The organism is Ruminococcus sp. HUN007 (assembly GCF_000712055.1).
In the GTDB taxonomy this organism is placed as follows: domain Bacteria; phylum Bacillota; class Clostridia; order Oscillospirales; family Ruminococcaceae; genus HUN007.
In genome coordinates, this window is record NZ_JOOA01000002.1 from 1,913,528 (window position 1) to 1,927,299 (window position 13,772).

Below are 13,772 nucleotides of genomic sequence, written 5' to 3' on the forward strand. Positions count from 1 at the left end.
CTCCGTACTGACCACGGAGGGTTTTTCATCCTTCCCGCACTGTCCGCGGGAGGGATATTTTTATATGCAGATTCTTTTTGCAGCTCCGGATTCACCGGAGCTGCGTTCTGATTTATATGCCAAATAAAAAAAAATTCGCTGTGTGCATCAAACTGCACACAGCGATATTTTTTATTAAGCGCCTTCGCGTTTAGCTCTTTCAAGCCATGCACCTGCAAGGTCAAGTGCCTCATATAATCCGTTCTTCTCGCTCTGTCTCTTTATGGCTTCGATCGGATTGAGTTTATCGTCTGTTGACATAAGATAAACCTTGATCTTATCAGCCACCTCAAGCTTCGGTGTCTTCTGTTTTGATAATATCTGAAGCATTGCAACGTAATCATCTGTCATGCTTCCGTAGTAGAGAACGTCACCGCATCTGACGAGCTGAAGCCCCTTGTAGGTGAAAAATTTGATTTTTTCCTGTGTTGTCTCACTCATTTTATTATTATCCCCCTTTCCTGGTGTGCAAAAAACATACCGCTAACATTATAACATATACCGTTCCGTTTTGCAAGTCAGTTTTTTCCTCTGAATGCTGCACTGTCCGGTACGCACAGATTTCTGATTTGTCAGAAATGCGGGGGCTTTGCAAACAAGCCCCCGCGTATTCTTTTATACATTGATACGAGCAATTCGTATCCGCACATTCCTGTTACCAGGTGGTAATGAATTCGCCGCTGCCTTCAAGTGCGGAAATATTCGGAAGAAGTGATCTTTCTACAAATGATGCATGGCACTTGAATGAAGCTTTACCATTCTTGGTTATTATCATCTTGTTGGTTTCCGCAGTGTCTGCATAGAAGCAGATCTCCTCATCAGGATCACCGTTATTGTACGTGAGTACAAATGAAGCCTTAAGTTCACCTTTTCCCTCATCAGAAGTATAGATTTCTTCTGCAGGAGCTTTGATAACAGCCTGATAGAAAGACTTGTACCTTTCGGTATCCAGATCCTTTCCGTTGAGCATTACCTTGTAGCTGTCAGCGTCATTTCCGGTAAACTCTAATTTTTCAGTCTTATCCCCGGCCTTTACTGTCATGCTCTTAAGGTCATAGATATATGAACCGAACACAAGAGAAGAGGTAATGTCCTCAGGTTTAAGTGTCACCCACGGAACTGCACTCTTATCGAATTTCCAGAGCACATCAGTTCCTTCGAAATAACCCGTATATCCTTTTTCCTCGTCCTCTGTTCCGCCGTATTCAATACCGGTCTTAAGTACATAGGTTTTGCCGTTGTCAGTTTCCATTGTTACCGTACACGACGGTGTTTCAATACCTGCTACAGCAAGTTCTTCCTTTGAAGGAGAAAGGCTGAGCACGTTTTCAGCTGTAAGTCCGAAAAGTCCGTGTGTGTAATCGGCAGATCTGCTGACATCGAGATATGCATCAACAGGCGAGATCATTTTATGAGCTGCCGCTGTTCCGCCGGATTTGTCTTCTCCTGTGTACTGAAGGATTATCGGCTTTTCAAGATCCGGTCTTTCGATGGTTATTTTCTTTACGACCGGCATATCCTTGTCTTCAGGCTTTTCAAGCACTGACTTTGACACGAAGTATTCCTTCTCGTAAAGATATGATTTAGCAAAGCTTGCCGACACAGTGTAAACTGCCGGAGAATCTTTGAGTTTAAGATAGATAGAACCGCCCGGCGAGTCATTGCCTACGAGAAATTCCGTGCTGCCTGCGCTGTCACCGTCAAATGTGATCTTTACTTCAGCCTTCGGTTTGTCAAGTCCGAATATTGAAAGATCAGACGGATTTTCATCGACAGTCATAACCGGTACAAGTTCCTTTGCCTGAGGAGCGAATCCGTCAACAAGGTTTGTATCGAGTGTTACATTTTCAAGGCCGTCGACAGTGAAAACCGCCTGGGCACTGTCAGTCGCTTTTGTCTTTCTTTTAACAGTATATCCGCCGGCATCATTCTTTACTTCGACTGTAACTATATCGTCACTGGATCCTGTATAAAGAGGTTCCTGTGTATTTTCACCGACAGCGGATGACTCTGAATTTTCCGCCTCCTTTTTTGAAGGATCGGTCATATTCATTGCAACTATTCCGCCGACAAGCAGTGCTACTGCTGAAAGGCCGGCGATAAGATATTTTACACTGCTGCTCATCGGTTACGTCTCCTCAGATAAACTGCAAGGCCTGTCAGCGCAATTGCAAGAGGAATGCATACTTCAACAAGAAGCACTACTGTACGCATGCTCTTTTCTGAAATATTCAGCGGTTCGATAACAAGGCTCTTTGAAAGTATTGTAACACCTGTATCCTTGCCTGAGCACTTGTTTACAAGGCTTACAGCAAGTTCCTGGTTGTTGAGTGCATTTGTGCTTGTAATATAGTAGTCAATGAAAAATGCTGAACCGCATGCATAAATACTGCTTGAGATCTTTTCCTCGCCGACAAACTTATGCTTGCTTCCGCGTACGAGAACGTTCTGTTCTGCCTGAGGAAGATCATTCATGTTATCCTGTGTTGTGTTTTCATCAGCTACAAAAGAAGTTTCAGATGTCTTGAGAATAACTTCAGTTTCTCTGCCGTCGCCCTCGCTGAAAGTGAGTTCAAGAGGTCTTGCCATCGGCATTGCAACAGGAAGATCGTTTGACTTTACAAGGCTTTCATTTCCTGAAGTAAGCTTTGCCTGCGGCACTACATAATAGTTCTGAAGGCCGGCAATACCGATCTTGAGAAGTTCAGCACTGTTTACATTGCTTACATAGCCCTTGCCGACTTTGATTCCCCATTCCTCGAGGAATGCATCAAGGTTAGGTGTTTCACGCTGGTCAAAGCTTGCAAAGTAAATAAGGTTTTTGCCGTAGTTTCCGCCGTTTTCAAGATAAGTTCTGATCTTTTCGATAACAGTTTCGGTAAGGTCTGAATAAGGTGCTGCAAGAATAAGAGCTGAATATTCAGGCTTTATATCCTGTGTAAGCGGATCGACTGTCTCAACTGTATATCCGTTGTTTTCAAGAATAGTCGGGAGCTGTGAAACTGATGTCCTGACAGCATCTGACTGCTGGCATGAGAGAACAGCCACTGTCGGCGGATTAGGATCAGCAACGAACATTATTGCTGAAGTCAGCTTTTCCTCCGCTGTAATAGCCTTTATGCTCTGCTCATATGTCTGATAGTTTGTTTCTATTTCATAGAAATCTGACAGCTGAAGGACCTTGATTCTGCCATCGCAGAATACTACTACACTGGCTTTTGAAATATTTTCAGTAGTATAAGCTGAGTACTTTGTAACTATTTCAGGATGCTTTTCAATATCGTAGAAGTTTACCTTGATCCTGTCGCTGTTCTGAGCATACTTTTCAGCAACTTCCTTCTCGAGCTTATAGAACTTGCTGCCTGTATCAAGTTCAGCTTCATCGGCCATTACATCGATAGTAACATCTTCCTGGAGTCCCTTCAGGTAATCGATGGTGGTATCAGAGATCTCAAAAAGCTGTTCCTTTGTTGTATCGATCTTGAGACCGTAACGGTCAGTAAGCTGTGAGGCAAATACATTAAGAAGTACAACTGCTGCGATAAAAACTGCAGTGATAGCTGCTGAAAGCGAACCGTACTTCAGCTTTCTTGTATTAAACGGCTTTTTCTCCTTAGCCGGTTTTTCCTTCTTCGGCTTTTCTGAAGTCACATCAGAACCGGCAGCCGTTTCATTATTCTTTATTTCTTTTTCTTCTTTACTCATTTTAGTACCTCCTTAGCTCCAGCGACGCTTTTCAAAAACTCTTACTGAAAGGAAATTAAATACAACAGCAACGCTCACAAAGAAGATCACGCTTGAAAGGTTAAAGAGGCCTGTTACAAATTCGTTGTATCTTGCGTAGAATGAAAGAGTCTTGAGAATTTTTGAAATGAAATCAACATTTACTGAATCTGCGATAGAATCTATAAGGTAAAGAACCAGAAGTGAAAGGAAACCGAGAATAGCAGAAATGATCTGGTTCTCAGTAAGTGTTGAAACAAAAAGTGATACTGCAATGAATGCTGCGCCTAAGAAAAACAGTGCCACGAAGTTTGAAAGCACGGTAGCCCATACAACGCCGCCGAAAAACTCAATGATAAGAGCGAATAAAAGGAATATTGAAATACCGATAGTATAAAGTGTAAGTGCAGCAAAGTACTTGCCGAGCACCATTTCCGTTATACTGATAGGAGCTGTGAGAAGTCCCTGCTCTGTTCTCTGCCTTTTTTCCTCGGAGAACAGCTTCATGGTCATAAGAGGAATAAGGAAGATCAGGAAAAGGAATACCGATCCGAATGTTCCTGAAAGATCAGTTGTTCCGTATGCAAGTGTTCCGTTTACAAAGAAAAATCCGGCGATTTCAAAAAGTACGCCAAGGAAAATATAAGCAATGGCTGAGCTGAAAAAAGCTCCCATTTCACGTCTGAATATAGCGCCCATTATTCTTCATCTCCTTCTTTTTCTTCTGAGTCGCTTTCTGCTTCTGAATTTTCATCTGTTTCAGAAACTTCAGGGGCTGCTGCGGTTTCTTCTGCAGTGTCTTCTTCAGCTGCAGAAGCTTCCGCTTTCTTCTTGGCTTCAATGCCTTCAAGCACTTCTCTCAGATCTCCAGCGGCTGCATCCACTTTTCCCTTAACATCAACAGCTTTGGCTATATTCTGTTTCTGTTCTTCTGAAAGTGCCTGCTTCATCTCGTGTTCGCCTGTGATTATCTTGAGGAAGACATCTTCAAGTGTAAGGATGTTAGGCTGGAGCATGAGAAGATCCCATCCGCGTTCCCTGATGAGTTTGTTGAGTGCTTTTCTGATGTCGGTACCCGGCTTTGTTTCGATCTCGTAGTCGTAGATGTTTTCGCCGCGTTCCATGTCAGCAGCAACTGAAACAACGTCCGGAAGATTTCTTACAGCTGTGTAGACATCCTTTCTCGGGCCTTCGATCTGAGCGATCATCTTGTGGTCGCCTGACATGTTGTTTGCAAGTTCATCTGCAGTACCGTCGGCAACCAGTGTACCCTTGTTGATGATAACGATACGGTCACAGACTGCCTGGATCTCGGAGAGGATATGTGAGGAAAGAATAACTGTGTGGTTCTTTCCGAGTCTCTTGATAAGTGATCTGATCTCGATGATCTGCTTAGGGTCAAGACCAACTGTAGGCTCGTCGAGGATGAGTACAGGCGGATTGCCGATAAGTGCCTGTGCAAGACCTACACGCTGTTTGTAACCTTTAGAAAGGTTCTTGATTATTCTGTCCTTTACATCTGTTATCTTTACAAGGTCACAGACATCTTTTATATGCTTGCTTCTCGGAAGCTTGCATTTTTTCAGATCGTACACAAAGTTAAGATAAGATCCGACTGTCATATCAACGTAGATAGGCGGAATTTCCGGAAGATAGCCGATAAAGGACTTTGCCTTCTTAGGATTTTCCATGATATCAACGCCGTTGATGATAGCTTCACCTGAAGTCGAGGATATGTATCCTGTGATCATGTTCATGGTCGTGGACTTTCCGGCACCGTTAGGTCCGAGGAAGCCAAGGATCTCGCCGTCTTTTACTTCAAATGAAATATTGTTGACAGCCTTTTTGTCACCGTAGTGCTTGCATAAATTTCTTACTTCAATCACCTTGGTAGAACCTCCTTTAATTATATTTATAAATATATTTTAACATATATATAGCTCCGTCTACTAAAATAAACGGAGCATAAACACTTACGGTATAAATAATATCAGACATTTGTGATAATACAATGATAATTCCGAAAAAAAAATTACCGCCGCGGATTTTTTTACAAAAGCGCCGATAAGAGTTGAAAAGCAATTGACTTTATATACATCTTTTTGTATAATATAATCAAAAGGAGGAATGAGTATGACGTTTACTAAACCAACTGATAAAGCGATAATAAACCGCATGGCCGAAAATTTTCTGAAAATGAAAAAACTTCGTTCCCGGTACGGCACACTGTTCTTCATGAGCATTGTGATCCTCACAGTTCAGTGTATTTTCTTCATTGTCGGCGGCTTTAACGTTTACATGCTCGAAGGCATTGTGATGAACTTTCTTGTTTTTTATTTCGGAACGAAAAAGTTCGACAGTGTCACAGCGCAGTACGTTCTTATGGCTTTAAACATAGTCGCTGCCGCTGCGTTCATAATATGGAATCCGGTTTCGGAACTGCTGCTGCGCCTCGGTATCGTACAGCATTTCTATCTTGCACTGGAATCGTATCTTTTCCTGCGTATAGGCGCACAGAAAAAAGAACTATCCATGGAGCTCGGTTATCCGTACTTTAATGAACTTGCGGCCTACCAGCAGGAGAAAAAGGAGTATGAGCCGGAACAGAGGCCGTCCGAATTCGCTCCGGAAGATCCGGTGTCACCGAAGGAAATTGCCGTTCCGAAAGAAGAAATGCCGTACAAAAGGCAGGATCCCGCTGCACTTTCAATGGATGACCTTGATGTGGACGCAGCGATCGCCGGACAGTCAGCGCAGAAATACGAAAGCTGCTATAATGCCAGCGGACGCTTTTCCGAACAGTACATGCGGAAGCCGAAGATCGTTCCTGAAAAAACGGAATATGACAGAGATCTTTTATATAAAAACGCCGCAAGATTCAAGCGTTTCAGGCTTATACAGACCGGCATCTGGATAATCGATATTTTTATGGCATACATCGCAATTACGGATATTATTTCACTGTTAAGCGGAGATTTTATGGGCTTCTTTAAATTCTTCGATCTTTTCGGTGTCATAGTTGCCACCATTGTAACTGTCACATGTCTTGACAACAAAAACAACATCAAATGCGCACTTTATGCGTTCCTTGCAACGGGTGTTTTCCTTACTGTTGTTCTGCTTGATATTTCATATCTCGCTTATTTCATTGTACTTACACTGCAGATGCTTGTAACTTACAAGCTTTCCGATGAAGACAAATACCTCAGAGCACAGTTCGGCTATCCTTACTTCAAGGAAAATATGATACGCCTCCAGTACGCTGATAACAGCTACCATCCGGAACACGCTGTAAACTTCAGAAGCAGCGGTATGGATGAAATAAAGATCAGATAATACCAGACAAAAAAGCACGTCGCAAAGACGTGCTTTTTTTCTATAGTACGCCGCAGGCGTTCCGAGGATTACTCTTCTTCGCTCTGTGCGAACTGACTTGGATGACGTGTGAAGAAATCCACTCTTGGTTCGAGGAACTTAAGCTTGTGATCCTTGCCGTCGGTGAAATCTGCGATTGTGTCGAAGATTCTGTCCCAGCTCCAGAAACTTTCGTCGAGTCCGAGGTATTCGAGGATCATTTCTGCACCCTTCGGAGCCATCGGATGGAGGAGAACGGCTGCTGTTCTGATCATGTGGAACACGTTGATGAGAGTCTTTCTTCTGAGTTCATCGTCTTCCTTCTTATCAGCATCGCCGAGGTTCTTTGCCATGTACTTGCTTGCTTTTCGGATGTATGTATCAAGAACGTATGTTGTCTGATGGAATTCAAAGCGGTACATAAATCTCTCGTAGTCGAGAACTGCCTTCTTTGCTGCTTCGAGAACATCTGCATCAACTTCGCCCACCGGCATAACACCGTCGTAGTACTTCTGTGTTGTGTAGATACATGTACGGATGATGCGGTTGAATACGTTTGAAAGGAGGAAACCGTCCTTGAGAACCGGATCCGCCTCGTCTTCCTTTGCATCAGGATTGAACGGCTTCGGCATGAAACTTACGCTTCTCTGACCGAGACTTAAACCGAGGTAGTGCATTCTGAGCTGTTCAGCTGTGTAGTAGTTCAGAAGATCATCGGCCATAGGAGGCTTTATCGCACCGCTGCTGCTTGCCTTCTTGTCGAGGAAGAGAATGTGGTTGTTGGCCATGAGGATCGGAAGCTGAAGCTCGCCGTCATCAGGATCGGACTTAAGACCGTCCTTACCCTGTGCAGCGATCGCCATTGCCATTTCAGCAACACCGTAGAAGTAGATGTTGTCGGAACCGATAAACTGGTAAACCTGTGAATCCTTTGAGCACCAGAACTTCTTCCAGTCCTCTCTGTCCTTTCCGATCGATTCAAGATAAGTTTCAGTAAATGAGATCGGAGCCCAGAGCGATTCAGGCCATACCCAGATGGTAAGATCCTTTTCGCCTTCGAGAACAGGTGCAGGAACGCCCCATTCGATGTTACCCGTAAGTCTGAACGGAACAAGTGTCTTGCCTGTTCTGTATCTTACGCCGGCATCGGTAAGAACTCTGCACGCCTCGTCACAGTCGTGAAGCTTTTTGAACACGATAGTGAATGACGGCTTCTTCGGCTCTTCAAGATATTCATGCTCCGGCATGGAAGCCTTAAGGTTCTCGTACTGTTCAAGGAAATCCTTCTTGATGTAGATAACAGGAGGCTTTAAAAACTCATCGATAGTCTTTACTACCAGCGGTCTTACGTTCTTCTGTCTCTTTATCTTTTCAACGTATTCCTTAAGATGATCGTTGAATTCAGGAAGATTGAAGTACCAGTTCACAACATCCTTCATGATAGGTGTGTCACCGGTAAGTGTGCTCTTCGGATCGATGAGGTTTTCAGGCATGTACTGATGTCCGAGGTCACATTCGTCGGCATAAGCCTTTTCAGACTGACATCCTTCAACAGGACATTTACCGATTACCTGACGGCCGTTGAGGAAAACGCCTGCCTTTTCGTCGAAGAACTGTCTTGTTGTTATCTTGGAAAGATGACCGTTCTCATAAAGCTTTCTGATTACCTTATCAGATACTTCGTTGTGTATCTCAGCTGAACGGCCAAGGCCTGAAGCACCGAAAAGATTTGTGCTGATCTCGTAGTCTTCGAGTGTCTTCTTCTGCTTCAGATGGTTTCTTTCAACGTAGTCCCTTATAGTGCCTTCAAATTCACCTGCTTCAACGAGCTTTCTGTAGCCCTCGGCGATAGGTGAACCGTAGCAGTCAGTACCGGAAACGAAGATAACGTTGTCCTTACCTATTCTGTCACGTAAAAATCTTGCAAAAACATCGGCAAATACGAACACACCGCCTATGTGTCCGAAATGGAGTGACTTGTTGCCGTAAGGCATACCGCCTGTTATAACGGCTCTTTTCGGGAATACCGGTCTCTCCTCAGCCTTTTTTCTGAATTCGTTTGCTTTACTGTTATCGTTCTTTTTTTCGTTTTCCATTTGCTTTTTCCTCCGGCTTATCTGCCAAGAAATTCAGACGCCTTGTCGAGACGCTTCATGCAGCTGTCATTTCCGAGGATCTGCATGATAGTCCAGAGATCAGGTGTGTTCTTTCTGCCTGTAACGGCAACACGGATTATTTCAGCTATGTGGCTTACGTTGCCCTTGTACTTGTCAGGTTCAGCCTTGTACGCCTTCATGTCGGAAGCGTATCCGAACTTGTCTGCAACTGCTTTGAGCTTGTTGAACCATGTCTGGTTGTCATCATTCGGATCATATGTATTTTTAAATTCAGCTATTATTTCAGTCATGTTCTCATACTTCCCGAACTCGTACTCAGGTGTGAATATATCGTCGAAGAAGTAGCTTAGGAAATCAAACATCTGGCTGCAGTTGATGAAGTCCTTACGTCTTCTCTTCTGACCGACGCCCATGCAGAGATCCATAATGCGGCCCATCTTGTCCGGGTCACCGAAGTAAACAGGAACTGATTCCGGCTTGTACTGCTTCATCCACTTAAGGAAGTACTCGTAAACTTCCTCGCGGTCCTTTGCTGAAATGATGTTCGAGCTTATGTCGTCGAGCTTCTGGAGGTCGAAGAGGATACCGGAAACGCCCATCTTGTTAAGTGAGAACTTGAATTCCTCAATCGGAACGCCAGGGTTCTTCTGATACCATTCCTCGAAGTTTGAGTTGAGGATAGTAAGGAGATATACTCTTACTGCCTCCGGATGGTAGCCGAGCTCTCTGTAGTAACCGAGTGAAAGTTCAGGGTCCTTTCTCTTGGAAAGCTTTCTCTTCTTTCCGTCCTCGATCTTCATGAGCTGTGCTGTGTGTGCGTACTTCGGTCTTCTGAAGCCGAGTACATTAAAGAGCTCAACGTGGATCGGAACTGAAGGGAGCCATTCGCATCCGCGGATAACCGTAGTTGTTCTCATGAGATGATCGTCAACTGCATGTGCAAAGTGGTAAGTCGGAATACCGTCAGACTTGAGTATTACAACGTCCATGATGTTTTCCGGAAGTGAAACCTCACCCATGATCTCGTCCTTAAACTTAAAGGTATTTCCCGGTATGCCCTGTGAACGGAGACGCATGCTGTACGGCTCGCCGTTCTTTATTCTTTCGGCAGCCTCTTCCATGCTTAAGTTACGGCACTTCGCATACTTTCCGTAGTAACCGATGTCGTTTACCTTTTCCTCGCTCTGTTCGTTTCTTATAGCATTGAGTTCTTCCTCACTGCAGAAGCAAGGGTAAGCAAGACCGCGCTTTACAAGATCCTTAACGTATGTCTGGTAGATCTCGGCACGCTGTCTCTGATAGAAAGGTCCGTAGTTTACCTTTCCTGCCTGTCTGTCAACTTCAGCGCCTTCGTCGAACTGTATATTGAAATAATCGAGTGAAGAGATAACTGATTCAACTGCACCTTCAACCTTACGCTTGTTGTCAGTGTCTTCGATACGGAGATAGAAAACGCCGCCGCTTCTGTGTGCAAGACGTTCGCCAGCCATGGCGCTGTAAAGATTTCCGAGGTGGATAAATCCTGTCGGGCTTGGTCCTATACGTGTTACTTCAGCCTTGTCAGGAAGGTCTCTCTGAGGATACTTTTCCTCATAGTAATCAGGTGTATGCTTTATATCCGGGAACAAAAGCTCCGCAAACTCTTCATTTGTCATTTATATTCCTCCTGTTTTCAATATCCATACAAATCTGTTTTTTAAGCGCATCAAGAGAGTCAAACTTTCTCTCCGGACGCAGAAAATCAGAAAAGCTCACTTCCAGCGTCTTACCGTAAAGATCGCCGGAAAATCCGAGTATATGTGTCTCGGCAAGCGGCTTTGCTTCCTTCTCAACAGTAGGCTTCACTCCGATATTCGTGATGCCGTCATACTGTTTTCCGTCAATGGCCACACTCGTCGCATAGACACCGTATGCCGGTATGAGCTGTCCTTCACCGAACGACTGATTTATCGTGGGAAAATCGATCGTTCTTCCTATATGATTACCGTCGGTGACGGTACCTGTTATACTGTAATTATATCCGAGAAGGCGGTTTGCCTTTTTCACATTCCCGGATGACAAAAGTTCACGTATTTTCGATGACGAAACAGTCTCGCCGTCTATAACTACCGGTTCAACTATACTTACTTCAAAACCGTACTTCTGTCCGTATTCCCTGAGGGATGCAACATCTCCTGCAGCACCCTTTCCGAATCTGAAATCACGTCCGCACACTACACGGACAGCATTCATTCTGCCTGCAAGAACGGACTTTGCAAATTCCTCAGCTTCGTAATCCTTAAGCTCTGAAAAATCAGCACAGCAGATATTCCCGATGCCTGCGTTACGTATCATTTCAAGCTTTACGCTGTTCGGAACGACGTAGCGGTAACTCTGTCCGTGCTTTTTCACAAGACTTTCGGAATCAAAGGTAAACACGGCAGCTTCCGCTCCCTGTTCGCTGAAGCTTTCTGCCCTTTCGAAAACTGCACGGTGGCCGTTGTGTACTCCGTCAAACATACCGAGTGCCACAGCAGTCTTCTTTCCTGAAAAATCTTTTATATCCAAATAAAAAACTCCTCTGTCTGCGCTGTAATATCTGTATCTTCGGGAAAACAGGGTTACACGGACCTGCCGCATAACCCGGAGTTTATTTTCTGATCATCATTCCCGTCTGAAAAAAATACGACAGTTTATAAGGCAAAATTTTTAAATACTCTCAGACAGTCATCCTTTACAAATGCAAGTCCCATGAATTTTCCTTCATCGGAAAACACCCTGTAACGTACATTTTCATCACTGTTACGCAGACCGATCTTCCTTGTAAACAGTTTAACGCCGTTCCTATAAAGTTTCGTGCAGTCCGCATCAAGATGAATGTCAGGATAACTTTCAAAAACACTTTCCACCGGCAGAAGTTTTCCTTCAGCAGCACCTTCGTCCGCAAGGGCCTGTACTTCTTCAAGCGTCAGACAGTCTGAAAGTGTGAAACCGTTTGACTGAGTACGGACAAGCGCTGTCATGACCCCGCCGCAGCCGAGCCTTATACCGATGTCGTGTATGATAGTTCTTATGTATGTTCCCTTTGAACATTCTATGTAAAGTACGCCTTCACCCGTTTCCGCGGAATACTCTTCAAGAATGAGTGAAGATACATTTATCTTTCTTGGCTGACGTTCGACTTCAATACCCTGTCTTGCCAGCTCGTAAAGTCTTTTTCCGTTCACCGAGACCGCAGAGTACATAGGAGGTATCTGCATTATATCTCCGGTGAATTCCGGAATGAGTTTTTCTATGTCACCGGCGCTGCAGGTGACCTCACATTTTTTCAGAACAGTACCGGATGAGTCCTGTGTATCGGTCTGTTCGCCGAGCCTGAATGAAGCTCTGTACGCCTTGGCACTGTCCGGCATTATGTCGCAGGCTTTTGTAGCGTTTCCCACGAAAACCGGAAGCACACCTGTCGCCATGGGATCAAGTGTACCGGCGTGGCCTATTTTCCTTGTTTTGAGTATGCCGCGCAGCTTTGCCACCACGTCAAATGATGTAAAACCCTGCGGTTTGTTTATACACAGTATGCCGTTCATTTATTCACCCATTGCCTTTTCGACAGCTGCTACAAGCTGCTTTTCAGCATCCTCAAGTGATGCCTTCACAAGACAGCCCGACGCGCAGATGTGACCGCCGCCGCCGAATTCCTTACAAACCGCAGAAACATTTACTTTTCCTGCGGAACGCATAGAAACCTTGTACTCGCCCGGCTTCTTTTCCTTGATCGTAACAGCGACTTCAACGCCCTGTATCTGAAGCGAAAGTCCTGCAACTCCGTCGAATTCCTCATCAGGAACACCAAGGTTCTGACGAAGTTCCTCAGTAACTGAAATTACTGCGATACGTTCGCCGCAGTACATGTTCATGTTACCGAGCAGATGCTGTTCAAGCTTTATTCTTGCGCGGCTCTTGATGTCGAACATCTCACGGTTGATTCGGGCAAAGTCAAAATCATATCCGCCGATAAGCTTTCCCGCAGTCTCGTGGGCTTCACGCGATGAATTGCTGAACTTAAAGCATCCGGTGTCAGTCGCAATGCCGGTGTAAAGGCACTTTGCTATCCTGTCATCGAGTTCAAGACCTAGTTCCTCAAAAAGTCGGAACAGTACCTCGCATGCCGCTGAGGCTTTTCCGTTCAAAAGCGTATTTTTTGCATACATGATGTTGGAAATATGATGGTCGATGCAAAGATCCACTCTGTCTGCATAAACGTCTTTAAGATCACCGAGAAGATTCGGGTCAGCTATGTCCACAGCGATAACGCTGTCCGGTTCAAAACTCTCCTGCTCCTCATATCCTTCGCCCAGAAAAGCATAGCGCGGAGTTATGCCGTCCGGCATGATGACCGCTGCTTTTTTGTTCATTTTTTTCAAGGCAAAGTAAAGTGCAAATCCGGAACCGATGGTATCGCCGTCCGGGCTCTGATGAGTGAGTATGTGAACATTGTCACAGGCCTTTATGATCTCTGCCGCCTGTCTGTAATCTATCTGCATAATACACTTTCCTTTT

General features: G+C 44.6%; 11 protein-coding genes. 1 reads left to right on the plus strand and 10 read right to left on the minus strand.

Going from position 1 to position 13,772, the window contains the following annotated elements:
• Positions 1-174 precede the first annotated feature (174 nt).
• The 5 genes from CC97_RS12455 to CC97_RS12475 form a co-directional block, all read right to left on the minus strand.
• The gene (locus CC97_RS12455; protein ID WP_044975244.1) at positions 175-480 is read right to left on the minus strand and encodes a hypothetical protein; all 306 of its coding nucleotides are present in this window, start codon (positions 478-480) and stop codon (positions 175-177) included.
• Positions 481-694: 214 nt separating this feature from the next.
• On the minus strand, positions 695-2,164 hold the full coding sequence (locus tag CC97_RS12460) for a DUF4340 domain-containing protein (protein WP_044975245.1): 1,470 nt from the start codon (positions 2,162-2,164) through the stop codon (positions 695-697).
• Positions 2,161-3,744 carry a GldG family protein gene (locus tag CC97_RS12465; protein WP_044975247.1) on the minus strand — a complete coding sequence of 528 codons (1,584 nt, stop codon included), beginning with the start codon at positions 3,742-3,744 and terminating at the stop codon, positions 2,161-2,163. Before CC97_RS12465 ends, CC97_RS12460 begins: the two co-directional genes overlap by 4 nt.
• Before the next feature lie 12 nt (positions 3,745-3,756).
• Positions 3,757-4,461 (minus strand): ABC transporter permease, encoded by a 705-nt coding sequence (locus CC97_RS12470; RefSeq protein ID WP_044975248.1) that lies wholly within the window; start codon positions 4,459-4,461, stop codon positions 3,757-3,759.
• The gene (locus tag CC97_RS12475) at positions 4,461-5,648 is read right to left on the minus strand and encodes an ABC transporter ATP-binding protein (protein ID WP_081850112.1); all 1,188 of its coding nucleotides are present in this window, start codon (positions 5,646-5,648) and stop codon (positions 4,461-4,463) included. The genes CC97_RS12470 and CC97_RS12475 overlap by 1 nt, the downstream gene beginning before the upstream one ends.
• Positions 5,649-5,895: 247 nt before the next feature.
• Here CC97_RS12475 and CC97_RS12480 point away from each other — a divergent pair, with 247 nt between their 5' ends.
• A complete protein-coding gene (locus tag CC97_RS12480; protein WP_044975250.1) occupies positions 5,896-7,098 on the plus strand; it encodes a hypothetical protein in 1,203 nt (400 codons plus the stop codon).
• A gap of 68 nt (positions 7,099-7,166) precedes the next feature.
• Here the strand turns inward: CC97_RS12480 and CC97_RS12485 are convergent, their stop codons facing one another.
• The 5 genes from CC97_RS12485 to CC97_RS20590 all read right to left on the minus strand — a co-directional run bounded on the left by CC97_RS12485 (position 7,167) and on the right by CC97_RS20590 (position 13,756).
• Positions 7,167-9,212 (minus strand): class I tRNA ligase family protein, encoded by a 2,046-nt coding sequence (locus tag CC97_RS12485; RefSeq protein WP_044975251.1) that lies wholly within the window; start codon positions 9,210-9,212, stop codon positions 7,167-7,169.
• Positions 9,213-9,229: 17 nt separating this feature from the next.
• The gene (gltX, locus tag CC97_RS12490; RefSeq protein ID WP_044975253.1) at positions 9,230-10,888 is read right to left on the minus strand and encodes a glutamate--tRNA ligase; all 1,659 of its coding nucleotides are present in this window, start codon (positions 10,886-10,888) and stop codon (positions 9,230-9,232) included.
• Positions 10,878-11,780, minus strand: coding sequence for a bifunctional riboflavin kinase/FAD synthetase (locus CC97_RS12495; RefSeq protein WP_044975254.1), 903 nt, complete (start codon positions 11,778-11,780; stop codon positions 10,878-10,880). Before CC97_RS12495 ends, gltX begins: the two co-directional genes overlap by 11 nt.
• Positions 11,781-11,905: 125 nt before the next feature.
• Positions 11,906-12,799 carry a tRNA pseudouridine(55) synthase TruB gene (gene truB, locus CC97_RS20225; RefSeq protein ID WP_044975255.1) on the minus strand — a complete coding sequence of 298 codons (894 nt, stop codon included), beginning with the start codon at positions 12,797-12,799 and terminating at the stop codon, positions 11,906-11,908.
• A complete protein-coding gene (locus CC97_RS20590; RefSeq protein WP_044975258.1) occupies positions 12,800-13,756 on the minus strand; it encodes a bifunctional oligoribonuclease/PAP phosphatase NrnA in 957 nt (318 codons plus the stop codon).
• Positions 13,757-13,772: the final 16 nt, after the last annotated feature.